At 47.3% G+C, this 25485-nt stretch carries 20 protein-coding genes; 3 read left to right on the top strand and 17 right to left on the bottom strand.

The features are described 5' to 3' along the window. Nucleotides 1-124: 124 nt before the first annotated feature. The 3 genes from gatB to proC all read left to right on the top strand — a co-directional run bounded on the left by gatB (nt 125) and on the right by proC (nt 3640). On the top strand, nt 125-1615 hold the full coding sequence (gene gatB / locus BGO59_RS12545; RefSeq protein ID WP_293683968.1) for an Asp-tRNA(Asn)/Glu-tRNA(Gln) amidotransferase subunit GatB: 1491 nt from the start codon (nt 125-127) through the stop codon (nt 1613-1615). Continuing rightward, a complete protein-coding gene (locus tag BGO59_RS12540; protein WP_293683967.1) occupies nt 1612-2745 on the top strand; it encodes a TlpA disulfide reductase family protein in 1134 nt (377 codons plus the stop codon). Before gatB ends, BGO59_RS12540 begins: the two co-directional genes overlap by 4 nt. 91 nt (nt 2746-2836) lie before the next feature. Beyond that, entirely contained in the window at nt 2837-3640 is an 804-nt protein-coding gene (proC, locus tag BGO59_RS12535) for a pyrroline-5-carboxylate reductase (RefSeq protein ID WP_293683966.1), read from the top strand. Nucleotides 3641-3718: 78 nt separating this feature from the next. On the opposite strand, the gene purB is transcribed toward proC, so the two are convergent. From purB to BGO59_RS12450, 17 genes are all read right to left on the bottom strand, one after another. Next, nucleotides 3719-5059, bottom strand: a complete 1341-nt coding sequence (gene purB, locus BGO59_RS12530; RefSeq protein WP_293683965.1) for an adenylosuccinate lyase — start codon at nt 5057-5059, stop codon at nt 3719-3721. 98 nt (nt 5060-5157) lie between these two features. Next, complete coding sequence (locus tag BGO59_RS12525; protein WP_293683964.1) at nt 5158-6648, bottom strand: DUF1207 domain-containing protein; 1491 nt, start codon at nt 6646-6648, stop codon at nt 5158-5160. A gap of 48 nt (nt 6649-6696) precedes the next feature. After that, nucleotides 6697-8058 (bottom strand): dipeptidase, encoded by a 1362-nt coding sequence (locus BGO59_RS12520; protein ID WP_293683963.1) that lies wholly within the window; start codon nt 8056-8058, stop codon nt 6697-6699. Nucleotides 8059-8210: 152 nt separating this feature from the next. Further along, nucleotides 8211-8861, bottom strand: a complete 651-nt coding sequence (plsY, locus tag BGO59_RS12515) for a glycerol-3-phosphate 1-O-acyltransferase PlsY (protein WP_293683962.1) — start codon at nt 8859-8861, stop codon at nt 8211-8213. Nucleotides 8862-9023: 162 nt separating this feature from the next. After that, nucleotides 9024-10304 carry a pitrilysin family protein gene (locus BGO59_RS12510; RefSeq protein WP_293683961.1) on the bottom strand — a complete coding sequence of 427 codons (1281 nt, stop codon included), beginning with the start codon at nt 10302-10304 and terminating at the stop codon, nt 9024-9026. Between the two features lie 94 nt (nt 10305-10398). Continuing rightward, nucleotides 10399-11592, bottom strand: coding sequence for a type IX secretion system outer membrane channel protein PorV (porV, locus tag BGO59_RS12505; protein WP_293683960.1), 1194 nt, complete (start codon nt 11590-11592; stop codon nt 10399-10401). A gap of 115 nt (nt 11593-11707) precedes the next feature. Further along, a complete protein-coding gene (gene porU, locus BGO59_RS12500; RefSeq protein WP_293683959.1) occupies nt 11708-15145 on the bottom strand; it encodes a type IX secretion system sortase PorU in 3438 nt (1145 codons plus the stop codon). A 27-nt stretch (nt 15146-15172) separates the two neighbouring features. Next, nucleotides 15173-15796 carry a sprT domain-containing protein gene (locus tag BGO59_RS12495; RefSeq protein WP_293683958.1) on the bottom strand — a complete coding sequence of 208 codons (624 nt, stop codon included), beginning with the start codon at nt 15794-15796 and terminating at the stop codon, nt 15173-15175. A 62-nt stretch (nt 15797-15858) separates the two neighbouring features. After that, a complete protein-coding gene (locus BGO59_RS12490; protein WP_020597416.1) occupies nt 15859-16050 on the bottom strand; it encodes a hypothetical protein in 192 nt (63 codons plus the stop codon). 144 nt (nt 16051-16194) lie between these two features. Continuing rightward, nucleotides 16195-16707, bottom strand: a complete 513-nt coding sequence (locus tag BGO59_RS12485) for a GtrA family protein (RefSeq protein WP_293683957.1) — start codon at nt 16705-16707, stop codon at nt 16195-16197. Between the two features lie 225 nt (nt 16708-16932). Then, nucleotides 16933-18339: an NADH-quinone oxidoreductase subunit N gene (locus BGO59_RS12480; protein ID WP_293683956.1), complete on the bottom strand. Its 1407-nt coding sequence runs from the start codon at nt 18337-18339 to the stop codon at nt 16933-16935. An 81-nt stretch (nt 18340-18420) separates the two neighbouring features. Further along, on the bottom strand, nt 18421-19899 hold the full coding sequence (locus tag BGO59_RS12475; RefSeq protein ID WP_293683955.1) for a NuoM family protein: 1479 nt from the start codon (nt 19897-19899) through the stop codon (nt 18421-18423). 46 nt (nt 19900-19945) lie between these two features. Then, a complete protein-coding gene (nuoL, locus tag BGO59_RS12470; RefSeq protein ID WP_293683954.1) occupies nt 19946-21856 on the bottom strand; it encodes an NADH-quinone oxidoreductase subunit L in 1911 nt (636 codons plus the stop codon). A gap of 108 nt (nt 21857-21964) precedes the next feature. Next, on the bottom strand, nt 21965-22309 hold the full coding sequence (nuoK, locus tag BGO59_RS12465; RefSeq protein ID WP_020597411.1) for an NADH-quinone oxidoreductase subunit NuoK: 345 nt from the start codon (nt 22307-22309) through the stop codon (nt 21965-21967). A 144-nt stretch (nt 22310-22453) separates the two neighbouring features. Next, a complete protein-coding gene (locus BGO59_RS12460) occupies nt 22454-23275 on the bottom strand; it encodes a 3'-5' exonuclease (protein WP_293683953.1) in 822 nt (273 codons plus the stop codon). Between the two features lie 56 nt (nt 23276-23331). Further along, nucleotides 23332-24912 carry an FAD-dependent oxidoreductase gene (locus BGO59_RS12455; RefSeq protein ID WP_293683952.1) on the bottom strand — a complete coding sequence of 527 codons (1581 nt, stop codon included), beginning with the start codon at nt 24910-24912 and terminating at the stop codon, nt 23332-23334. Nucleotides 24913-25035: 123 nt separating this feature from the next. Further along, on the bottom strand, nt 25036-25428 hold the full coding sequence (locus tag BGO59_RS12450; RefSeq protein WP_080059305.1) for a biopolymer transporter ExbD: 393 nt from the start codon (nt 25426-25428) through the stop codon (nt 25036-25038). Between the last annotated feature and the right edge of the window lie 57 nt (nt 25429-25485).

Here is a 25485-nt window from a genome sequence, read left to right as displayed (position 1 = left end):
ATGGACAACTCCCCTCCTGCGTATTTATTGTTCGGTGGTTTCGTTTAGTAATTGATACTCTGGCAATCATTACGCCCTCTGTTTGATTTCTAGCTATCTTTGCGTAAAATCATACTATCTACCTATGGTAGCCGAAGCAGCCCTCTCGCCAGATATTCTTTCCCGATACGAAGCGGTTGTCGGACTGGAAGTACACTGCCAGTTGCTTACAGAAAGCAAAATTTTTGCAGCCGATGCCAACTCATTTGGGGCAGAACCCAATACGAACATTAGTGTTATTACGCTGGCGCATCCGGGCACGTTACCCAAACTGAACCGGAAAGCCGTTGAGTACGCTGTTCGAATCGGTATAGCCTGCGGAAGCGAAATCACACGTCGAAATATATTTGCCCGTAAAAATTATTTTTACCCCGACCTTCCTAAAGGCTACCAGCTCTCACAGGATAAAGGTCCCATCTGTGTAGGCGGAGGTATTTTGGTAAAAGCAAAAGATCCTGCAACGGGAGAACCGTATCAAACGACCATCCAGCTTCACCATATTCACCTTGAAGAAGATGCCGGTAAAAGCATCCACGATGGCGATGAATGGGCCACTCAGCTCGATTATAACCGGGCTGGTACACCCCTGATTGAAATGGTGACTGAACCTTGTATCCGTACAGCCGATGAAGCTGGGCAATACCTGACCGAAGTTCGGCGGCTGGTTCGGTATCTGGACATCTGCGATGGAAATATGGAAGAAGGTTCGTTGCGTTGTGATGTGAATGTTTCGATTCGCCCGAAGGGGGCAACAAAACTCGGCACGAAGGTTGAAGTAAAAAATCTGAACTCCATACGGAACGTTATGCGGGCAGTGGATGGCGAGTTCCGGCGACAGGTCGAACTGGTAGAAACGGGTGGAACTATTACTCAGGAAACACGCACCTTCGACGCAGCAACGGGCCTCAGCTACGCCATGCGGGAGAAAGAAACGATGAATGACTATCGTTACTTCCCCGATCCTGATCTGACGCCCGTGGTTATTTCGGACGAGTGGCTGGCCGACATTCAGGCCCGGATGCCTATGCTGCCAGCAGCTTTGTTCCAAAAATTAACCACTACGTATGGTTTACCTGAGTACGATGCAGCTATACTGACCGATGCTAAGGAACTGGCCGACTATTTTGAAGCCGTTTGTCAGCATACTACCCAATATAAAGCCGTATCGAACTGGATTATGGGTCCCGTAAAAGGCCAGCTTACAGAAAAAACATTACGCGAACGTCAGTTTCCGGTTTCGGCTAGTCAATTAGCGGCCTTAATTGAGCTGGTCGCCAACGGAACGGTTAGTCAGACAGCGGCCCAACAAGTATTTGGTCTGTTAGTTGCCCAGCCTGATGCATCGCCGGAAGAATTGGCCCGAGCCAACGGACTGATTCAGAATCGCAATACCGATGCATTACAAACGTTGGTAGAAGAAGTACTGGCTGCCTGGCCCGACAAAGTAGAGCAGTTTCAAAAAGGCAAAAAGAGTTTAATGGGCCTGTTTGTCGGTGAGGTTATGAAAAAATCGAAAGGATCGGCCGACCCCAAATTAGTGAATGAGTTGTTAGCGAAGACCCTACAAAAAAAATGAAACATTTAGTATGCTGCCTGGCGAGCCTTATGGCCCTAAGCCTGACAACCAACGCACAAAACACAAAGCCTTTTACCGTAACTGGAAAAATCGCCAAAGCAACACCGGGCAGTTATGTCTACCTGGAAGCGAACTCCCAACCTACGCGTAAAATCGACTCCACAAAAGTTGGAACCGATAATAGCTTCACCCTCAATGGCAAAGTAGCCGATGGTGGAGAAGTATTCATTCTTAATGTAGGAGGTGGACAAAAAATGGCCCTGTTGGTTGAAGGGGGCGAAACCCTGAAAGTAACGGCCGACGGCTTTCGAATGGATCAAAAAACCGGCCAGATGGGAAAGGCTACCATTATAGGTTCCAAAAACATGGAGTATTACGAGAAGCTGAATACGCTCCGTACCGATATGGAAGCCAAAGTACAGACGTGGAACAAACAGGTTGCGGCTGCTACGGAAAAGAAAGATAATAAGCGGATTGCTCAGATTGAGCAGGAATACCAGGCCGCCGAGCAGGATGTAGTCAACAAAGTAAAAGCCATGCTACCCGAAATGGGCACCTCGCTGGTATCGTTATTTGCGCTGAATTTCATTAATATCGATACCGATTTTGCTGTTTACGACCAACTGGCGCAGAAGTTCGAGAAAGAGAATCCGAATAGTCCTCATGCTAAATCACTAATTGGCCGGGTTGCCCGAATCAAAGGCGTTGCCATCGGTGCCTCTGCTCCTGAAATTGCCCTGAGCGATACCACCGGAAATCCGATACTCCTCTCGTCTTTGCGCGGCAAATACGTACTGATCGACTTTTGGGCATCGTGGTGTGGCCCTTGCCGCGCCGAAAACCCCAATGTGGTCCGAATGTACAATAAGTTTAAAGATCACGGCTTTGCCATTTACAGTGTATCGCTCGACCAGACAAAAGACAAGTGGGTAAAAGCCATTCGCAACGACAACCTGACCTGGACACACGTTTCGGATCTGAAATTCTGGCAATCGGCAGCAGCCCAGCAGTATGGCGTACAAGCGATTCCGGCTACTTTCCTACTCGACAAAGACGGTAAGATCATTGCCAAAAACCTGCGAGGAGAAGCGCTCGAGCAAAAATTAGAAGAAGTGTTACAAGTAAAATAAACGAAAGGATAAAGGAAGAAAGGGACGAAGGGGAGAAAGCTTATCTCACTCTCTTCGTCCCTTTCTTCCTTTATCCATTTCCCCATCCATTATGAAAATCGCTATTGTTGGCTGCGGCAACATGGGTATGGCATTTGCCAAATCGTTTTTACAGTACGATCTGGTAAAAAAAGAAAACCTGCTTTTAATTGAAAAAAGTGCGGATCGCTCAGAAGCGCTGAAGGCCGAAAAGGCCGGTGTTGTGGTAGAAACCATCGGACCGCACGTTGGCGAAACGGATCTGATTATCTTATCTGTCAAACCACAGGATTTCAACAGTGTTCACGAATCTCTCCGGGCCATAATCCAGCCAAATCAGGTGATTTTATCGATTATGGCGGGTATTCCAATCGCGCAGATTCAGGAAAAACTCGGGCATCCGCTGGTTGTGCGGGCGATGCCTAATACCCCCGCTATGCTGGGTATGGGTATTACGGGTTTCACAGCTGCTAAAGAAGTTGATCTAGCCAACCTGCGTCGCGTCGAAAACCTGATCAATGCCACCGGGCGATCCATTTTTCTGGAAGACGAAGCCATGCTCGATGCCGTTACGGCCTTGAGTGGTAGCGGCCCTGCCTATTTCTACTATGTGGTAAAAGCAATGGTTGATGCTGGCAGGCAGATGGGCTTCGATGATGCCGTTTCTGCCTTATTGGTTAAACAGACTATGCTTGGCGCTTATCACCTGATCAATAATGCAGACAAGTCGCTGGATGATCTCATTAAAGCGGTAGCCTCCAAAGGCGGCACAACCGAAGCCGCTCTACGAACGTTTGAAAATGGCGCTTTGGCCGATACGTTAGTTGCTGGTATCAAGGCAGCCCAGATCCGGGCCACCGAACTTTCGAAAGGCTAGTAACGCGGACAGAAGCCCGCTTTTTCTAACTGTACTACACGACAAATGTACGCTTAGAAAAGCGGGCTTCCGCTCACATTACAGTCCTGTATAACTAAACGGTGTAATAGCCCGAAGTTCAGCTTTTACAGCATCGGATACATTCAGCTCATTAATAAATTGCTGAATCACCTGCTCGGTAATTTTCTCGTTTGTACGCGTTAGGGCTTTCAAGGCTTCGTAGGGCTGCGGGTATCCTTCACGGCGGAGCACGGTTTGGATACCTTCGGCAACAACGGCCCAATTATCTTCCAAATCGGCATGAATAGCAGCCTGATTCAACTCTAGCTTATTCAACCCTTTCAGCAACGATTTCAACGCAATAACCGAATGGGCAAACGGAACACCAATACTCCGTAAAACGGTCGAATCGGTCAGGTCGCGCTGTAGCCGGGAAATAGGCAATTTGGCCGATAGGTGCTCAAACAAGGCATTGGCAATACCCAGATTTCCTTCTGAGTTTTCAAAATCAATCGGATTGACCTTATGCGGCATAGCCGATGAGCCAACTTCACCCGCCTTCAATTTCTGTTTGAAGTAGTTCATGGACACATAGGTCCAGATGTCACGGTCCAGATCGATCAGGATTGTGTTCAGGCGTTTGTAGGCATCAAGCGTAGCCGCCAGCATATCGTAATGCTCAATCTGCGTTGTAAACTGGCTACGTACCATACCCAGGCTCTCGACAAAGGTATCGCCAAACTTCTTCCAGTCTTCGTGTGGATAGGCAACAAAATGGGCGTTGAAATTGCCCGTTGCTCCACCGAATTTGGCCGCTACAGGGATATCCGACAGTAAGTGCAACTGCTTCTCAATGCGCTCAATAAAGACCTGGATTTCCTTACCCAACCGGGTTGGCGACGCAGGTTGCCCGTGCGTACGCGCCAGCATAGGTACGTCTTTCCATTGTTCTGCCAGTTCCTGTAACCGAACAAAAATCTGCTGATATAATGGTTTTATTTCAGTTTCGCAGGCATCACTTAATAGCAGCGGGATAGCCGTATTGTTAATATCCTGTGAGGTAAGCCCAAAGTGAACAAATTCAAGATAAGGCTCTACTGGCGAGCCTTTCAGTTTCTCTTTGATAAAATACTCGACAGCCTTTACGTCGTGATTGGTTGTCTTTTCAATTTCCTTAATCCGTAGGGCATCGGCCTCCGAAAAATTCTCATACAACGCTCGCAAAGCCGGGAACTGTACCGAATCAACACCTGACAACTGAGGAATCGGCCATTCACAAAGTGCTATAAAGTATTCGATCTCGATGCGTACCCGGTAATGAATCAGGCCAAGTTCTGAAAAATAAGGAGCCAGTGCCTCAACCTGAGACCGATACCGTCCATCGACTGGTGAAATGGCTGTTAATGCAGATAAACTCATAAAATGATGTATGATATGTGATGTAGGATGTAGGATGTATGCTATAAGGCTTAGTATAATGTCACCTACAGCTTATAACATACATCATATATCCTACATCAGAACGGGTTCAGGTACAGTCCCAGGCCAATCCAGGCTGTTTGTTGATCTTCGTACTGGCTGTACGGCCTGAATCCTGAATACCCCTCCAGAAGAAACGTTAAATTATTTTGTGTACGGCCCAGTTCGAAGCCAATGCCACCATGAATACCTGGCCGAAAGTTGGTCTGCTGCCAGAATTTAACATCTACACCACCTACTAATCGCGTTGCTCTGGTAGATGGCTTTTTGTAAAATGTACCAAATTGAGCGCTCAGGGGCTTCCGTTCCTCGGTTTTACGCAGTACAACCCCTGCTCCACCATAGAGCCGCCAGTTGTTTACCGTTCGGCTATAGGTAAAATCCAGCAATTCGTAGTTTACGGCATTCGGGGAAGGAGCCGTTATTTGATTCCGAAAAATGTAATCATCTCCCAGGTGCGACGATAGATGATAAACCCGAATTCGGTAATTGTTCTCGCCCCGCCGGATATTATAGATGATACTGATTTTGTAATCCGTGTTCATAATCCGCCGACGGGCTTTGTTAGCCACCGCGTCATGGTAGGCTTCAAACTGGGTAAATGAAGCTAAATCCAGTACCCATTCTTCGGCTCGGTCGGGCGCACTTGTATGTCGATAAAAGGGCTTGGCAAAACCAAACGCAAAAGGCACTATACTTCCTTTATATTTTTCACCTTCAGTCCAGTAAGCAGGGAAAACACTACCGTATGTTTGCGCTTCCAGAGGGTCCAGCAAAATAGGCTCGAACAAATGGCCTTTCGGCAAAAACTCCTTATTGGCCCGAACAACCGATGGTGTTGCTGAATTGGCAAGTACTTCGGCTATGGAGTCAGGTTTAACCGGAGCCGCTTTCTTTTCCTTTCTTGGACGCTGCGCCTTTTCGGTTTGTGGTGGAGCTACGGGTTCAGCCGCAACTGGAGCCGGTGCTACTGGGGCTGGTGGCGCAAACGAACGAGGGGACGCCGAACTCGATTCAGCAGCCTTTTTGGCATCACGTTCAGCCTTCTCTTGCGCAGCTTTTGCCGCTTTCGCTTCCCGATCGGCTTTGTCCTGTGCAGCTTTTGCAGCCTTGGCCTCCTGCTCTTCCTGCTTCCGTTTCTCGCGTAGCTCTTTTCGTGATGGCTCAGCCACTGCTGGTGTTGTTTCGGCAGGTTGACTAACAACAGGTGGAACTACTGATGGCGCAGCGGGTGGTGTTACCGCAGCCGGGACCGGCTTGACCGTTTCCGGCTGCGGGTTATCTTTTGCTGCTTTTTTGGCCTGTTTCTGCCGTTCTTTCTCAGCCTGTTTGGCTTCGTACTCACGCTGTTTCTGCAACCATTCTGCCCGAATTTGCCGTTCCCGCTGAATTTCTCGCTCTATTTTTTCTTTCTGACGTTGCTCGGCGGGGGTCAGGACACGAGTCGGCTGCGACGTGGGAGCCTGCTGAGCCAAAGCCCAGTTGGCAGCAATGAAACTTATTGAAAGAGCCAACAGCGTTTTTTTCATATAAGACAAGACAGGATTAGGCTTGAAGGGTTTGCGATGCACAACTGATTACTGCTTCAGGGCTGCGTAATGCTTATAAAAATAAGGAATGGTTTCGATGCCTTTGTAGAAATTAAACAGGCCGTAACTCTCGTTGGGGGAGTGAAGCGCATCGGCATCCAGCCCAAAACCCATCAGAATCGATTTGATACCAAGTTCTTTCTCAAACAACGCCGTAATGGGAATGCTACCGCCCCCTCTGGTTGGAATCGGTTTTTTACCCCAGGCATCTTCAAACGCTTTACTGGCTGCTTCAAATTCGACTGAATCGACCGGTGTAACGTAAGGCATTCCACCATGGTGAGGGGTCACTGTAAGCGTAACTCCCGGAGGAGCAATTGACAGGAAGTGCTTTGTAAACAAGTCTGTGATTTCGTCGGGCGTCTGATTAGGCACTAAACGCATACTGATTTTAGCCGATGCTTTGGACGGCAGAACTGTTTTAGCTCCTTCGCCAATATAGCCCCCCCAGATACCGTTCACATCCAGCGTAGGCCGAATCGATGTACGTTCATTGGTCGAATAGCCTGTTTCGCCCATTACATCCTTGATTCCCAAATCACGTTTATACTCTTCCAGATCAAACGGTGCTTTCGCCAGTTCAGTCCGCTCTTCATCAGTCAGGTCTTCAACCTTATCGTAGAAACCGGGAATCGTGATCCGTCCGTTTTCATCATGAAGCGACGCAATCATTTGGGCCAGCACATTGATCGGATTGGCTACAGCACCTCCATATACACCCGAATGCAGATCTCGGTTGGCACCCGTCACCTGAACTTCTACATACGACAGACCACGTAGGCCCATTTCCAGCGAAGGGGTTTCGTTTGAGATAATGCTGGTATCCGAAATCAGAATCACATCGGCTTTGAGCAGATCTTTATTTTCCGTCACGAACATACCCAGGTGATCGGAACCGACTTCCTCTTCACCTTCGATCATTACTTTCACGTTACAGGGTAAGCCGTCGGTTGCTACCATTGCTTCGACCGCTTTGATGTGCATATAAAACTGCCCTTTATCGTCGCAGGCGCCCCGTGCATACACGCGTTCGTTACGGATGGTTGGTTCAAACGGAGGAGACTCCCAAAGTTCGTAGGGGTCGGCTGGCTGCACATCGTAATGACCATAGACCAAAACCGTTGGCTTTGTAGGGTCAACTATTTTTTCGGCATAGACGATCGGATGGCCTGGAGTCTCATACAAAGTTGCCTTATCAAGGCCGGCAGCCGTTAACTTATCTCTTACAAACTCAGCCGCCCGACGTACATCTGCTTTAAACGCAGAATCAGCCGAAACCGATGGAATGCGCAGTAAATCAAACAATTCGTCCAGGAATCGCTGTTTGTTGGCTTCAAGGTAGGTAGTCATATCTGGATGTATGATGTATGATGTATGATATAGCTCAGCCATTAATACATCAAACTTCCTATATCATATATCATACATCCAAAAAAGTTTGCCCCGAAGTTACGGACTTTTCGCGCAACCACGGGGCAAAACTGAGTGTATAGAAAAAAGGCTTACTGCTTTTTGCGAAAACGGATCAGAACGGTTCGGTTTTCTTCACCCCGAAGCAGGCGACCAATATTTTTGTGATGAGTAAATACGACCAGTAGAAAAATCACAAAACCGAATACAATCAGCAGTGGATTTTCTTTCTGACCGAAAATCTGTAGAAGCAGCAATACAGGGAACGCTAAAGCGGCCATGATAGAGCCAAGCGATACATATTGCGAGGCAATCACTACAAGCAGGAAAATTCCGATACACACCAGCGCCATTTCGGGGTGCGTTGCCAGCACCATACCAAGCAATGTAGCCACGCCTTTACCACCTTTAAAATTGGCAAAAACCGGATACAGGTGCCCAATTACAGCAACCAGCCCAAAAACAATTTTAAACGTAAGTATTTCGGTCTCGGTGATTACATCGGCATACCATAGAAGGGTAGACAAAACAGCCGCTGTGTAGCCTTTCATCACATCAACCAGCATCACAATGGTTCCAGCTCGTTTTCCAAGTACCCGAAACGTATTGGTCGCCCCAGCATTACCACTTCCGAATTTTCGGATATCAATTCCAAAAAATCCCTGCCCATACCAAACTGCGGTTGGGATTGAGCCTAACAAATAAGCTACTACGGTGGTAAGGCAAATTAACAGAACGTTCATCAATTCAACTAAAGTAGGTACTTATTGGATAAAGAAACTGTCCGCCAAAAACAGCAGGTTCTGTAAAGGAATGTAACCCCAAAATTAAGGGATTGTTACTAAACGGCCAATTTTTTTCGATTACAAACCAAGGTCATATAGCGAATAAGTTATAATCAACTCCTATTTACCGCCAACAACTATCTCTTTTAGACTATTTATATCTAAATACTGCCTAGAAGTTTCCATAATATCTTCCGAGGTAACAGATCGAATATGTGAAATATACGTTGTCAGAAAATCGGCAGGCATACCATCCAGTAAAATCACCTTATAGCGGTCGGCAATCTCGAATGGAGTGTTGAGTGAGCCAACAAATTCGCCAGCCATATAATTTTTTACAATGTCAAGTTCGTCGTCTGAAACCAGTTCCGTCTGCAACGTATGAATTTCTTTCTGAATCTCGTCTAAGGTCTGTTGAGTATTTTCTTTGTTGACATCTGTACCGATCATAAAATACCCATCACGTCGGAACGACGGCATATTCGATGAAATACCATACGTAAAGCCTTTCTCTTCCCGAATATTCTTCATTAGTCGCGAACCAAAATAACCTCCCAGTACCTCGTTTGTCACGAGCATCCGAAAAAAATCGGGATGAGAACGTGTAAACAGCCGACGCCCTATCCGTATGGACGATTGTAGGCTATCCGGTTTCTCTGCCAGCACAACCCGCTCATCTGATTCTGACGGCTTATCTGCCAAAGGAAGTAAACTATCTGTTCGGATAAACGACTGGCCCAATACCTGATTGATAAGTATTACTTCGGTTTCGGTAGCCTGCCCAGCCAGTATGATCTGGAACGGTCGGTTTTGAATGACTCGTTCATAGAACGCTACCACCTGATCACGATTTAACTGTTCAATAGCAGCAGGTCGCTGGCTACGTCCGTAGGGGTGATCGGCTCCAAACAGTTTTTCGCGAAGCAGAATACCAGCCAGATACGCATTCTTTTCAAAATTGACTCGCAGATTTTGCAGTGTAATATTCCGTAAATCCTCCAGTTCCTTTTGCGGAAAGGTTGGCTCATTGAGCATTTCTCTCAATAAGTGTAAAACGTTCGGCAGGAACTTGGTAAGGCAGTAAATAACCACACTCGCTCGATCGGGTCCACTATTCAGTTCCAGAAAGGCCCCATATCGATCGATGTATTCACTGATTTGAGCTGATGAGCGCGATGCAGTTCCTTCAGCAAGCATCTTTACGGCAAAAAATGCACTGCCTGGCACTTGCTCATACCAGGTTCCAGCCTCAAAAACGCATTCCAGGCGAAGGACGGGCTGCTGCGCTACCGAAATTAAGTGCAGCGGAACACCATTGTCTAAGCGATGCGATTGAACAGAAGGTAAATGTACTTCGTGAATGGCCTGAAAGGCGGGAGATTGTGTTCTATCGAGAGTCATATAAAAGGAAAGAGTGAAATAGCGAACGAGTGAATGAGTGAAAAATGCTAAAGAAAGCTTATTTCACTCATTCACTCGTTCGCTATTTCACTCTTTAATTTTCGTCGTTTAAGGCTTCGTCGTCACCACCGATACCATTTCCTTTAGCGAAGTTGAAAACCAGCGAAATACGGAACGTATCGGCCAGCGGGCTACCTTGTTTAACCGGAATTAGGTATGAGAAGTCGACGCCAAAGCGCTGTTGAAGCCGAAGGCCAATACCAGTTGTTACGTATTTGCGCCCTCCTTTTTCGTTCGATTCGTTAAAATAGCCGACCCGTGCTGCAAATTGGTCATTATACCAGTATTCAACCCCTGTCGACAAGGTAATCTCTTTCAGTTCTTCGCTAAATCCACCCGGTGCATCAGCAAACGACCCAAAGATCGAATCAAAATAATTTTTGTTGGCATTTACATTAACCAATTGCCCATTGACAGTCTGATAGTTTGGCGTTGGGACCATCAGTTTATTAGCATCCAACACGAAGTTGAATTTATTATACTGGTCGGCAAACAGGGTCAGACAAGTCCCTAAGCGAAGGTTTGTCGGAATGAAATAGCTCTGCGTACCGCCATAGTTCAGTCGACCTCCTAAGTTAGAAATCATACCACCAAAGGCCCAGCCTACACCTTTACCCGTTGCATTATCACGCGCTTCGTCATGATAATACGCACTGATTTCAGCAGCAGCAGTTGAACCTGGTTTCAGCCCTGGACTGCTGCTGCCTGCTGCCAGGTTAGAGTTAAGGTACTTAAAGCTGGCGGCAAGAGAAAACGTTTCGGAAAGCCGTTGAGAAACCGAAGCTGTAATGGCATATTCTCGCGAGTTAAACGTCCCGGCTGCAACCCCATTGGCAGTTGTAAAATCCACGGTTCCGAGATCGAAGTAAAGCAGCGATCCTGATATAGCCGTGTTTTTACCCACTTTTGAGTAACCACTTAGATACGTATAATACATATCGCCGATAAGATTCCGCAACCAGGGTGTATATGAAAGCGCTACCCCCTTACTCTCTTTGGCAAAAACCAGCTTCGATGGATTCCAGAACACCGAGTTAGCGTCTGCATCGCCCAAAGCCACGCCCGCATCACCCAATGCACCCGAACGAGCATCAGGCGTAAAATTCAGAAATGGAACAGATGAAGTTGGAACATTAAGAGGCTGGCCGTTAAGATTATTTTGAGCAGATGCGACGAGTGGGAAGAAACTGCAGACGCCGAGTATAACACGGAAAAAAGTGCGCTTCATACAAAGAGTGTTGGTCAACGACAGCCACTGGTTGTGGTAAGTACGGCAGGGCTGTGCGGTCAAAATTACAATGAATCCTTGGATTAGAAAAAATGAGTGATTTTAAGGCGTTAATTCATCTTGTTATTACAATTCGACTAGTGCCGATGGCCGTTGTTTCGTCTACCGCTGAGCGAATGTCAAGCCGGACGATATATAATCCATTTGGCATTAGCTGACCGGCATCGGTTCGGCCGTTCCATGATCCCACTGCTATAGCGGCATCACAATTCGTACACTGCCCTGTTTTCTGGCTCAATAACCGACTGGATAAGTCATATACACTCAGCACCCAATCCAGTGGCTCACCCGACCGATTCAACTCAGCCGTTAACGTTGCCAGTTCAGTCATTGGGTTCGGGCTTACCCGAAACGCCCGCAAAGCTAATCCAGGACGGTCAGAAACTATTATGGTCAACGTACCCTCACTTGAATTATTGTTAATATCCCAGGCTTTAACCCGTACTGTATATTGACCGGCCGACAAATTTCGGAATGTATACAAGGCTTCACCCTGTCGGCCATCGGCTCCATTGGCCACATAGTTGTCGTTTAAAATAACCGCTGGCTGCGAGGCCAATTGGGCTGTTAGCTCATGTCCTAAACCCGAACGGGCAATGTTTATTCCCCGATTATCTTTAAGCAGTATCCGTAGGGTTACGTCTGGGCCGGCAATCCGTACACTTTCACCTGCCGTTGTTCCACCAACCACAGCCAGCGTCATTGAAGGTGGTTGCGTATCGATACTATCAGTAAATACACTGCCACCAATCCGCAAACTATCATAACTCCCGACCGCATCCAGCAGGCTATCAGCCCGAACGGCGTAGAGATACAACTTTCCGTTCCCGACTGTATAGTCAATATCTTTAGGAATAGTAAAGCGTGCTGTAAACTGCCCTTGTTGAACGGGGATTTGCCCTGTAAAAATTGGATTACTAAATGCCTGATATGTCATCTTGGGAGCCCCGGCTTCAGAGCCAAGCGTGGTGTGGGTAGCCGCTTTATCGTATAATGACAAACGGACGGTGCCTGTAAACGCAGTTATTTGCTGGCCTGCCTGCTGAATTTGTCCTGTTAGGTCAACCGTTTGTAAGGCATGCAGTGTATCTATTCGGTTTGCAGAAATAGTCTTACCATTTACCTGCGTGAGCACAGCCTGGGCCTTTGGATACGCTAATCGCATGGAGGGGTCGCCCAGTAGCGCAAAATTCCGATTGACCGGCCCGGTTAAACTATTGTTCTTTGTCAGCCTCATTACATCGCCAAGCCGGGGCATCTGGCCATTGATAGGCGTAAAAACAGCATTGTAGAAGGCTTCATTCAGGAGCAGATTCGTATTGGCATACACAGGCCGTGTTGTTGTCAGCAACCCAATTCCGCCCCCCGTCCGGCTTAATAGCGTAAGTTCAGCACCCGAGGTAACACTTGGGTCATCGTATCGCCCAAACTGACAGGTAGCCGTAACAAATAACGGCAAACGGCTATTTCGCCACCCAAGAATATCCTGAAGGGTTACGATCTGCTCATCGGCCAAGCCCACAATTCCACCATGGCCGCTATAGTTGATGATCAGCCGGCCGTTCGTAACGGCCTGATCAATAACCTGATTAACTAGCGGAGCTTTCTGTCCACTGGATGTATTTTCCTGCACAAAATCATCCAGAAATATTCGTTCGGGCCGGTAGGCCGGAGAGGTTCTCTCTACGATTTTAGCCATTTGATCGGCATCCTGTTGATGGATATTATAGTCTCCATCGTCGGCGACAAACATTACTTTTGTTTGCCAATCGCCCGTGATAGACGGGTCTGAGCTATACCGAATCAGCTTGTCAACAACCGTTTGAGCTTCATCTACAGATTTCACAGGAAGACGACCGACGCCAATATCCATCCGATAATCCCCCTGATCGTTCTCGGGCCATTCACCCTCATTGACATCCATAAAGCCAAAATAATCGTCGGAGGAATAGCTTAATACCGGATGAAGTGATTCCCGACTTTCATATACTGGCACCATATTGGCCAGTTGCGACGCACTAACCTGTCCGGCTATATTCCGATAGTCGTAGGTAGCATCACCAAAAAGTAATAAGTAGCGGAGTTTCGTAGGCTGCTTCTGGTAGAAGTAGCGGGCCATATCCCGAATGGCCGTAGGATCGGGCAAACCAGACCCAAATTCGTTATACAGTTGCTGTGTTGTTACAACAATCACCGACAACTGATCATGATCGCGTCGAAATTGGGCCAACCGATCAGCCTGCGTTTTCCAGGATGCTGGCGTCACAATGAGCAAATCGGGGGTATCCTGGCTACGTATATTCTGATTGGCAACCACTGTCAGTAAAACAGGCGAAAGCAGTTGAGTATCCGTAAAAAGAAAATAATCACTTCGTTTGGTGGCTCCCCAACCCGCTTCCTGACTAGCCGACAACTCATATGCCTGCGATATAGGAGCTAACGGATTGGTAATATCCCAGATACGCAGACTACTACTGGCCTGCCTGACTTTGTACTGCCCTGCCGGAGACCGACGCACCCACGTTGGCCGATCAACTTGCCGTAGCTCCCGTTGGGTTTGTACACCCAGATAATTCAAATAGCCCTGCGCCGAATACAAGCCATTTTTTCGAAAGGTTACCGCTAACCGAATAGGACTATCGCCCGCGGCAAGTCTGGTCAGAAAGGTGTCGGTTCTTGCGATCCCCTGATAATCATACTCATACCCTGAGACCGGAGCCATTGGCATTGTTCCAATCTGTTGATCGTTTAGTTGCACGCGAAATTGCGTAGCCACTGTAGCCCCAGCCACCACCGAAGCGGTTAGCCGGATAGGTGTGTTGGCCACAAGGCCCGGCACATCAAATGAAACGACCTTTGTTGTATCGGTAGTCAGGTATTCACCTAACCACTCTCGGCCTGAGCGAACGGCTGGCACTTTGGTCAGATCCTGCTCATGAAATTGATAATCGTTGAAGGTAGTTACAGTAGATGCCCCTCCTACCGCTCCTGCTGATCGCTCAGTAATTCGGAGTCCAGCAGAAGTACCAATTGTCAGGAAATAAAAGGTAGTGTCGGAATAGGGATTGATTTGATGCGTAAATCGCTGGCTTACTGAATCGTATCGAACTACATGGGGACTTTGACCAAAAAACAGCACATAATCTTCCGCATCGAACCGACCATCGGCCTCACCAATTACCTGAATTGCATTTTCAGTTAAATCAGTGGATCTGGCTATAGCATTCGACTGCGGTAGAACAGCCCCCCCATTCCCGTACAAGCGCAACTTTCGGGGGTCGGCCGTTGAAAAGGCAGGAGAAATCTTTGTTAATTGAGCCTGGCTAAGTCGATAAACACCCGATTCGGTGACCGCAATCTTTACCCAAATTCCTTCTCGTAATACCGATTGCGAATGGGCTTTATAATGAATAATGGATAATGTTAAATGAGTAACGAGTATGGATAGCCAATATGCCCATCGAAGCTGACGCTGCATAGGTTCATTACTCATTTTACATTGTGCATTGTTCATTATTCATCAATTCACTTCAACCCATGCGTGCGCCAGAATGGCATATGATCTACCGGATGCGATCTCCTTACAAACGACACGAGTGCGTCGTAGCGTACCCCGAACATAGGTCTTTTGTGCCAATCGAAATGAATTTCCTTCTAATACATCCCGAAGCAACACCCGGTTCGCAGACACAACCTCGTTGATTGGTTTATCGAATTGGCGCAAGGCCAGCATGAGATGCTGATTTGTATAGGTGGTAGCACCTGGATTAGACATGTATTGTTTCAGTGGCTCCAGAACGATTGCAGGAAATACGGCTTCTGTAAGTAGCGGATGCATCAATCGCTGAAAAGCCGTTTGCCAGGCCCGCCCATGTGGTTTTACCCGTCTGATTCTTCGCTGCAAACGATATTGATGATGGACATCGGCATGAGCTACTTCATGCACATACGTAATTAGAAACGCATACGGATTTAGATTCGTATTGACCGTGATTTGCGTTTGATTTTGAGGTAGAACCCGAAAATCCCCCAGCCGCGTTCGACGAGGTTTTACTATTCGAAAACCGAATTGGTACGATTGCCTGAGTTGGTCGCAGTACTCGACAGCTGCCGATGGTACATGGGTGGAAAATACGTCTGTCAAAGTCTAAAAAACAAAAAAGCCTTATAAAAATAAGGCTTTTTTGCATGCTGTGGAGAAGAAACTTATTTCTTCGTAGTGTCAGCAGCAGCTGAATCCGTAGCCATCGTAGAAGCCGAATCCGTAGCCATCGTGGTGGTGTCGGTCGACATCGTAGCGGTCGAATCAGTGGTGGTTTCTTCCGTCTTAGGTTTGCTTTGGCAAGCAGCGAAGGTCAGCATGCTGCCAACGAACAATAGAGCGAATACTTTTTTCATTTGACTGAAAATGCTATTTTAGGTTTCCGGTGGCAAATATAGTTTTTTTACAGTAAATCCAATATGTCTCTTAATAATTTTGTGAGAATCTGGACTTTGTATCCAAAAAGTTATATTCGGAATTGAATTTATCAGAGATATCGCTCATAGCTGTTCCTCTTTTTCCTTTGATGATCGCGACCGAATTTTGTCGTACATACCTGTACTTCGGAACGTCAGGAGCTTATGCCCAAAATAATTAGCCAGGAAACTCATACCCATACCTACCACATGTGAGCCCGTTTCACGCCATATTTTTTGGCCAGGATCTGGCAGTAAAGGGGTAGCAACCCAATCTAACACATATTTAGAGACGTATACCTGTACGATAAGCGCCAGTAAGGCAATGGCTAAAAACTTGATTGCCTCCCGTCCTGTATTACCCGTCTTTCCAGCCGAAAATGCATATTTCTTCGTCGGAATAAAGGTCAATACTGTAGCCGTCAGATAGCCGCAGAAAACGCTTACGTCAAAATCAAAGAATTGCCGATAGAAAATCCGACTGATGAAATTAATTGACGCACCCAGCAAAGCCGTCAGAAAGAACGAGAAAAAGTCCTTATATTCTTTAGGTTTTGGCTGTTCGATGCTGCTCACGTTCACAAGTTGACCGGACAAAGTATACTGAATTAGCTAGAATTGACTCGTTATCAAACCCAAAAGTACAAACTCAAATGCAAACGTGTATGTTCTGGCGATAGGTTACTTAGGCTACGGTCATTCAGTAAGTATAAAAATTGTGGCTAGTTCTGAGGCTGTTATAAGCCTTATAGCTTTTTGACGATTAGCGTTTTCTTCAAAAACATTTCGATCACTCCCCCCACCAAACCCAGGGAGCTACGCTTAAAACAGGCCTTCCAGCAAGCCCGGAGCAATACCCAGTCCTAATGTCAGTATAGTAGCTGCCACCAGAACATACCGATAAAAAGGCGCAACCTGAATGGGGTCATTTCCTCCATCCCGGAAATACATAGCGATGATTACCCGGAAATAATAGTATATACCAACGGCCGACATCAACACAGCAACAACTAGTAACCAGATTTGGCCTCGCTCTACAGCCGTTGAAAACATATAGAATTTCCCCCAGAAGCCAGCAGTTAATGGAATTCCGGCCAGCGAAAGCATTGAAACGGTCATGGCTATTCCTAGCAGCGGGTTTTGACGTGCCAACCCATTGAACGAATCAAAATTTTCAGTGACCACCCCTTCGCTGGTGATCGTCTGTGTACTTCTTTGCTGGGCAACCAGAAGCAGTACGCCAAACGCAGCAATGGTTGCAACGGAATAAGCCAGCGAATAAAAGACAATAGCCTGTTTCGTATTCGTCCCTAATGAGGCCAGCCCTATCAGAAGATAACCCGCATGTGAGATGCTGGAGTAAGCCATCATCCGTTTAAAGCTATTCTGATAAACGGCGGTGATGTTGCCAGCAACCAGCGTAATGGCCGTGATAATGGCCAGGATCGTCCACCAGAAGGTATAGACTCCACCAAATGAAAATGATAACAGCCGAAACAGTGCCGCAAAACCCGCTGTTTTTACCACCGTCGACATGAAAGCGGTGAAAATGGTAGGGGCTCCGTCATACACATCGGGAGTCCAGAAATGGAAAGGAGCCGCCGACACTTTGAATAATAGCCCAATCAGGAGCATCAACAAGCCAACATATAGCAATAGTGAAAGGCCCACCTGCGGATGAGCAGCATACGACGCAATGCCTGCAATGGTAAATGAACCAGTAGCGCCATACAGCAACGCCATCCCGAACAACATAATACCAGTAGCAAAGGAACCCATCAGAAAATACTTCATGGCTGCTTCGTTCGAGCGCAGGTTCCGTTTATCGCTCCCGGTTAGAACGTACATGGATATGGACAGGATTTCGACCCCAACAAAAAGCATGATCAGGTTCTCAAAGCCCACCATCATGATGGCGCCTACCAGCGAAAATAAGATAATAGCATAATATTCAGCGGGTTGTGCTGACTCGTCGTTCAGAAAATTGCTCGACAACGCTACTACCATAAAGGCCGAAAGAAGTATGATGGCTGTAAAAACCATCGCCAGGTTATTGGTGCGCAGCATGTCATTAAAATACAGATAGGACTTATTCCAGTCTATGAAATTAACGGCTAGTGCAACAACCAGAAACAATAAGGTGGCAGGCAGTAGTATAGCTCTCGACTTCATAAAGCCCAGAAACAACAACCCAATACCAAAAACCGATAACAAAACGATGGGAAGCATACCTTCAGTAATTAGTCGATAATCAATGGTTGTTAGCAGGAAGGCTAGCCACTCTATGGCTACTCCTACCAACAGACCGCTTTATTTCATAGATACCGCTGTTGTACCAATGTATTTCATCAGATTAGCAACGGCAGGTTCGGTTAATTTCAAAAATGTGTTAGGATAAACACCAATCCAGAATACCATAACAACCAGCGGAATAAATACCCAACTTTCGGAACTGGTCAGGTCCGCAAAGGTGTCGGTGCGGGATGTGGTCGGGCCAAACATACTTTTCTGGAATAAGCGCAGCATGTATACCGCCCCAAAAATGATGGTGAAACCAGCCGCCAAACCCAGATAATGATTATACGTAAAGACGCCATGTAGCAGCAGGAACTCGCCTACGAAACCGTTGGTCAGCGGAAGCGCTACGCTGCCCAGCAGCATAATCATGAAAAAGACAGTCAGTTTAGGCGTCGATTGTGTGATACCACCGAGCTGATCGAGCTGACGCGTATTGGTACGTGAGAAAATTACGTCGGCCACGAAGAACATACCGACCACGTTGATACCGTGAGCAAGCATTTGTACCAAGGCTCCCTGCATACCTGTTTCGGTTTGCGAAAATACACCAGCCGCCATCAAACCAACGTGCGAAAACGATGAGTAAGCAATCAATCGTTTCATATCGCGCTGGCGAATAGCAATAATTGATCCGTAAACAATGCCAATCACCGACAGAATGATAGCCGTTTTGCCCCACGCTTCAACACCCAATGGAACAATCGGTAAAATAAACCGGATAAGGCCATAAACGCCCATTTTGAGCATGATACCTGCCAGCAGCATGGTAGCTGGTGTGGGCGATTCGACGTATGTGTCAGGTTGCCAGGTATGGAATGGGAACACCGGCATCTTGATAGCAAAAGCAATAAAAAACGCCCAGAACAGCCAGTTTTGGGCTTCGGGAGTCAGCTTTAGCTTGTAAAAATCAGCGATAGCCGCCGAATGGGGGGCCGTTAAGGTAGCAGGTGTCTGGTAGTATAGATAAACTAGTGCAACCAGCATGAACAGGCTTCCGAAGATGGTATAAACAAAAAACTTGAAGGTAACCGGAATCCGATTTTCTCCGCCCCACATAGCTGCGAGGAAATAGATGGGAATCAGCGCTGCCTCAAAAAACAGATAGAACAAAAATCCGTCACGGGCTGTAAAGACACCCATCAGCGCAGCCTGCATGTACAGCATCAGCGCATAAAAAGTAGCGGGTTGCTTATAGGACCGATTGAAGGTAGAAAGGATAATGAATGGAACCAGCAAGCCGGTCAGCAATACCAGCAGGATACTAATACCGTCGATCCCCCCACTGAAACGAATGCCCAACGAACCAATCCAGGCATAGTCGAAACCAAATTGCGAGGTTGCATCGGGCTTAAAGCTAACTAAAGCCGTCCCGGCAATGGCTAACTCAATCAATGCAGCGACCAGGGCTACCTGTTTTATCCGCTCTCCCCCGATCATCAGAATCAGCGTAGCCGCTACAACGGGGTAAAAAATCAGGAATAATGTAAGCATATACTGATTTACAATGTACGATTGGCGAACTATTCCACCGTACTAGTTAAAGTCGAATGAAAAAGCGAAAGGCGAAGATGAGCACTATGCTGACAACCATAGCCAACACATAGAATCCGATGGAGCCATTCTGCAATAACCGCAATTGAGCGGCCCCCTGCCGGACCAACCAGGCCACTCCATTCACGACGCCATCGACCAACCCTTCACCAAAGCTGTATAGAGCATCGCCAAGCCCACGAATAGGCCGTACGATGATTGTTTCGTATAGCTCGTCGACATAGTATTTGTTATACACCACCTGCTCAGGTAAAGAACGCTCAGCTGAATCAGGTGCCGGAACCGCCCCCCGGCTGATGTACATAACATAAGCGATAATAAGCGACAGGATAGCAACAGCCGACGAGATGGCCATCAGCATATATTCGGTACTGTGATCGATGGCTCCTTCGGCAAACGCTTCAGGATTGACCTGACGAGACCCTGCGAACAATGGCTCCATGAAATGACTCAGCCAACCGCCACCAGGTAAGTTGAGCGCTCCACCAACAACTGACAAAACAGCTAGAATCATCAGCGGTAGGGTCATGGTAAGTGGGGATTCGTGCAGGTGATGCTTTTGCTCTTCCGTGCCCCGGAATTCACCAAAGAATGTCAGGAACAGTAGCCGGAACATGTAAAACGACGTAAGACCAGAGCCCAGAACGCCTAATCCCCACAGTAGTTTACTATGCTCGTACACATGGGCCAGAATTTCATCTTTCGAGAAGAAACCCGCCAGTGGTGGTATACCCGAAATAGCCCAGGTACCCAGCAAAAAGGTAATAAACGTAATGGGTAATGCTTTCCGCAGACCCCCCATTTTCCGAATGTCCTGTTCATCCGACATAGCGTGAATAACGCTACCCGCACCAAGGAACAAAAGGGCTTTAAAGAAGGCGTGGGTAATCACATGGAACATCCCCGCCGTATACGCCGTTGCACTCAGCCCCAGGAACATATAGCCCAACTGCGAGACCGTTGAATAGGCCAGCACTTTCTTAATATCGTTCTGCAACAGGCCAATCGATGCCGCCAGCAGTGCCGTTGCCACAGCAATACCACCAATAATTTCGAGTGTTAATGGAGACAACGTATACAGCACATTCGACCGAACAACCATATAGATACCAGCCGTCACCATCGTCGCTGCGTGAATCAGGGCGGATACGGGCGTAGGGCCCGCCATAGCGTCGGGTAGCCAGGTGTAGAGCGGAATCTGTGCCGACTTACCCATAGCTCCAACAAACAGAAGCAGCGTAATGGCCAGAATGGTTTTATCGCCCATTCCGAGGCTGGTTGCCTGTTTGAAAATATCCAGGTATTCGACCGTGCCGAAGGTATTAATGATTAAGAATATGCCCAGCAGAAAGCCCAGATCGCCAATGCGGTTCATGACGAAAGCTTTGCGGGCAGCATTGTTATAATTAATGTTCTTGTTCCAGAAACCGATGAGCAGGTACGAACACAAGCCTACACCTTCCCAACCGATAAACATGATAACGTAGTTGGAGCCCATCACCAGCAACAACATGAAGAAAATGAACAGGTTCAGGAACGCCATGAACTTGCCAAACCCTTCATCGTGGTGCATGTAGCCAATGCTGTACAGGTGAATCAGCGAACCAACGCCCGTTACCACCAATAGCATCAGCAACGATAACTGATCAATCTGGAAAGAGAAATTAATATGCAGGTCTCCCACACTAATCCAGTCGAAGAGCGTAGCGATTTGCGGACCAGCGTCGGCCTGGAAGCCAAGAAATAACGAAACGGAAATAAAAAAAGACGCCAGTACAGCGGCAGTAGCAATGACTCCGACCAGGCCCGTTGGCACTCGGCGAAAGCCAAGTCCATTAATCAGAAAGCCAATAAGCGGAAAGAGCGGAATTAACGCACAGAGTAATTCTATTTTCATTAGTCGATAGTCGATAATCGTCAGTCAATAGTTACGGTCTGCTAAAGCAATCAGTCAATAGATTAAAATAGCGTTAACAGCAATGGCCTACCAACTGACAACTCTTTTTTACCATTTCAATTTATTAAGCAAGCCCACGTCAATAGAGCGGGTATTGCGGTAAATCATGACAATAATAGCCAGCCCTACCGATACTTCAGCAGCCGCAACGGCCATAATGAAAAAGACAAATACCTGCCCGGCCGAATCGGATCGATAGGACGAAAAGGCAATAAGGAGCAAATTGACCGCATTGAGCATCAACTCAATGGACATAAAGATAATGATCGCGTTACGCCGGGTCAGTACGCCAATGATGCCGATCACAAAGAGGGCGGTACTGAGAATCAGATAATACGTAAGCGGTATTTGCTGAATGACTTCCGGAATGAGGACGTCCTGCGTGGGTTGCATGGCTTGCCGGTTAATAGAAAGTACCGCAAATGTAAAGATTATTCGTTTATGTAGTGCAGTGGCCGAAATAAGTCAACGTAGGGAAGCCGGGTAACGTAGCTATACCTTTTACTGACTCCATCCCTACACGTAGTTCATTAGGCTTCACCTTTTGCCATTTACATGGCTGAACATGCGCAGTCTGATTTCGGTCAATCGTCGTTTGGTATCCAGCGGAAATTCGCCCTTCAGTATCCAGTCGTAGAACGAGGGTTCTTTTTTCAAAACCTCTATAACCGGCAATCCTTTGTGCTTACCAAAGTTGAAAACCTCCTCGCCTTTCTCATTAAAAACCATCCGGCCGGCCAGATCAACATTGGTATTGGCCGTCAGGCTGTGGAGCATGTCTATATCATTGTCGAACACAACGTCCTGTCCACCATCGGTCCGGGCAACCATCCCATGATAGCGTTGCACTTGTGCATTTAAGACTTCCAGACTCGCCAGCGTATCGGCTTCGGCTCCGTGTGCGCCAATAAGCTCTTTATCACAATAGAACTTGTACGCTGCCGACAGATTCCGTGGCTCCATCAAATGAAAAATACGCTGCGCGTCAACAAGTCGGCGATTTTTCACATCGAAGTCAACATTTGCCCGTAAAAACTCTTCGACCAACAGTGGCACATCAAAGCGATTGCTATTAAAACCAGCCAGATCACAACCTTCCAGAAACTGAGCCAGTGTTCGGGCTACAGTTTTAAAAGGGGGAGCGTCTTTTACATCGTCGTCATAAATCCCGTGAATCATACTTGACTCAATCGGAATAGGCATGCCCGGATGAACCCGTTGGGTTTTACTAACCACTTCACCACCTGGCATCGCTTTCATGATACAGATGTCAATAATGCGATCCTTGGCGATGTTTATGCCAGTAGTTTCAAGATCGAAAAAGGCGAGGGGCTTTTTGAGAATAAGTTGATGCGTCATAACCAAACCGGAATTTAACCCGGTTTGGCTGCAAAGGTAAACAGGTTTCGGTGGAATCAGGCTTTTTTCAATGTCTTAACCCAATCAATACCTTGCCGAACATCATCGACTGATGGCATCCGGCCGGCCTCCATCAACTCACGAATGGCAATAATATCCTGATCACGCTGAAGTCCAACAGCGGCTGTGATCTGATTTTTCTGAATATACAATGCCAAAAAGGAATCGTCCTTTTCGGGATCGCCATCGTAAAGTATGTCGTCAATAGCTGTTGTATGACCGACGTAAGCAAGCTGATGTCCCTGCTGATCGGTCCAGAAAAAAGGGGCTGACAGGTAAGGCGTTTGTTGACCGGCCATATTCAACCCGGCTACATGCCCTTGCTGACAGGCTACCCGCCAGTGTTCAATCCGTTGCGAACCGTCGGCCGTTGGATAGTGAACAATATCCCCAGCAGCGTACAGGCCTTCCAGGCTATTCAAATTCCCATCCGTACTGATTCCGCCATCAGCTTCGAGCGGTACACCGACTAAAAAGTCGGTTCGAGGTTTGACGCCTAATCCGAGTAAAACCACATCAGCAGGCAAACGTTCACCATTATCCAGTACAACAGCCTGAACCGTATCGTCTCCTTCCAGATGGGCGACCTTGCGACCCAGATGAAACCGTACTCCGGCTTCTTCGTGCCATCCCTGAACAACCCGACCAATTTTTTCGCCCAGAATTTTGCGGAATGGTACAGGCTCTGGCCCAACTACATCGACTTCGCTGCCTAATTTCCGCAAGCTCATGGCTCCTTCAAGCCCAATAAACGAACTGCCAACAATGACCACCCGTTTATTCTGCTTGCCTAAATCGCGCAAATGCTTGCTATCGTGCAGGCTGCGTAGTGTGTAAACGCCTTTAAGATCAGGATTTAAGCCGGGTAATGTATTGGGTTGCCCACCCGGACAAACGAGTACCTTATCGTAGGTGAGTGTTTCGCCGGAAGCCAACTCAATCCGCTTTTCTATTGGGTCCAGTGTCGTAACGCGCTGGCCAGTACGAATTTCGATTCCGTAATTGGTATAAAATTCTTCGGTCCGAAGAGGCATCCATTCATCAGGAGCGGCATCCTGCAAGTATTCTTTCGAGCAATTTGGGCGATCGTAGGGAATCCGATCGCTTTCGGTTAGCATGATGATGTTACCGGTAAAACCGCCTTCCCGCATAGCTTCGGCCGCAAAGGCAGCCGCCCCTCCTCCCCCAACAATCACATACGTTGCCGTATTGGTTTCATCAGGTGTAGCCATTGGATTTTCCAGGCTTTCTTTATTCGTCGTTACCCGCACAAACACCTGGTCCTGCTCGATACGAACCTCATGCGTGGGTAGACCATTCAGGGCAGGGGCTTCGAGACGATGGCCATCCCGAACATCGAAGCAAGCGTTATGCCATGGACAAATCAGTCGATGCCCATTCAGAACGCCCTCAACCAATGGCCCATGATAGTGTGTACACTGGGGATGCAGGGCATAAAACTGTCCATCGGCACGCGCCAGCAGTACATCGGTATCGCCCACGCGAACTTGTTTTAATTCGCCATCAACGAGGTCATTTACATGACAAACAGGAGCTTCGGTGTAATCGGCTATCATAATCGATTCGTTTACTGGAATAACCGGAAAGTAAGCCAATTTGATTGAACAAAAAAAAGCCGATGCGGCAACGGCATCGGCTTAACATAAGCGAGTAAGGCCAAAAATAGGCTGAATATAACTTTATTTCGAGGTAGCCATGACCATTTTGATATTGAGTTTGGCTCCCGTTTGTAGTACATCGACTAAATCCTGAACCGTCAGACTTTTATCAAAACGCACGACAACAGTTGGCTCAGCAATACCGGCCATGATCGTTTTCAGTTCATTTTCCAGATTAGCCGGATCGACGGGTTTCTTATCAATAAAGTACTGCTTCTTATCATCGACCGACAACGTCACCTGTTTTTTACTCAACTGCTGCGACGAAGACGCTTTGGGCAGCATAAGTTTAATGACGTTTGGATTGGCCACCGTAGAAATGATAAGGAAGAACAACAGCAGGAAAAACATGATGTCGTTCAGCGACGAGGTCGCCACTTCGGCAGCAAATTTATTTTTTCGACGGAGTTTCATAATTGCAATGGATCATGAACAATGGACAACAGGCCAGCCTTTAGCCCCATTTCGCAT

Source organism: Spirosoma sp. 48-14, assembly GCF_001898575.1.
In the GTDB taxonomy this organism is placed as follows: Bacteria; Bacteroidota; Bacteroidia; order Cytophagales; family Spirosomataceae; genus Spirosoma.
This window is presented reverse-complemented; position numbering and strand designations above follow the sequence as displayed.

What these genes read in the sequence shown, in the direction of transcription:
- BGO59_RS12520 (WP_293683963.1), bottom strand. Translation starts at nt 8,058, where the DNA reads ATGACTACCTACCTTGAAGCCAACAAACAGCGATTCCTGGACGAATTG.
- BGO59_RS12475 (WP_293683955.1), bottom strand. Translation starts at nt 19,899, where the DNA reads ATGCTTACATTATTCCTGATTTTTTACCCCGTTGTAGCGGCTACGCTG.
- BGO59_RS12525 (WP_293683964.1), bottom strand. Translation starts at nt 6,648, where the DNA reads ATGAAAAAAACGCTGTTGGCTCTTTCAATAAGTTTCATTGCTGCCAAC.
- BGO59_RS12540 (WP_293683967.1), top strand. Translation starts at nt 1,612, where the DNA reads ATGAAACATTTAGTATGCTGCCTGGCGAGCCTTATGGCCCTAAGCCTG.
- BGO59_RS12455 (WP_293683952.1), bottom strand. Translation starts at nt 24,912, where the DNA reads ATGATAGCCGATTACACCGAAGCTCCTGTTTGTCATGTAAATGACCTC.
- BGO59_RS12490 (WP_020597416.1), bottom strand. Translation starts at nt 16,050, where the DNA reads ATGAAAAAAGTATTCGCTCTATTGTTCGTTGGCAGCATGCTGACCTTC.
- BGO59_RS12510 (WP_293683961.1), bottom strand. Translation starts at nt 10,304, where the DNA reads ATGACTCTCGATAGAACACAATCTCCCGCCTTTCAGGCCATTCACGAA.
- porU (WP_293683959.1), bottom strand. Translation starts at nt 15,145, where the DNA reads ATGAGTAATGAACCTATGCAGCGTCAGCTTCGATGGGCATATTGGCTA.
- plsY (WP_293683962.1), bottom strand. Translation starts at nt 8,861, where the DNA reads ATGAACGTTCTGTTAATTTGCCTTACCACCGTAGTAGCTTATTTGTTA.
- purB (WP_293683965.1), bottom strand. Translation starts at nt 5,059, where the DNA reads ATGAGTTTATCTGCATTAACAGCCATTTCACCAGTCGATGGACGGTAT.
- gatB (WP_293683968.1), top strand. Translation starts at nt 125, where the DNA reads ATGGTAGCCGAAGCAGCCCTCTCGCCAGATATTCTTTCCCGATACGAA.
- proC (WP_293683966.1), top strand. Translation starts at nt 2,837, where the DNA reads ATGAAAATCGCTATTGTTGGCTGCGGCAACATGGGTATGGCATTTGCC.
- BGO59_RS12450 (WP_080059305.1), bottom strand. Translation starts at nt 25,428, where the DNA reads ATGAAACTCCGTCGAAAAAATAAATTTGCTGCCGAAGTGGCGACCTCG.
- BGO59_RS12460 (WP_293683953.1), bottom strand. Translation starts at nt 23,275, where the DNA reads ATGACGCATCAACTTATTCTCAAAAAGCCCCTCGCCTTTTTCGATCTT.
- nuoK (WP_020597411.1), bottom strand. Translation starts at nt 22,309, where the DNA reads ATGCAACCCACGCAGGACGTCCTCATTCCGGAAGTCATTCAGCAAATA.
- porV (WP_293683960.1), bottom strand. Translation starts at nt 11,592, where the DNA reads ATGAAGCGCACTTTTTTCCGTGTTATACTCGGCGTCTGCAGTTTCTTC.
- nuoL (WP_293683954.1), bottom strand. Translation starts at nt 21,856, where the DNA reads ATGAAAATAGAATTACTCTGTGCGTTAATTCCGCTCTTTCCGCTTATT.
- BGO59_RS12480 (WP_293683956.1), bottom strand. Translation starts at nt 18,339, where the DNA reads ATGCTTCCCATCGTTTTGTTATCGGTTTTTGGTATTGGGTTGTTGTTT.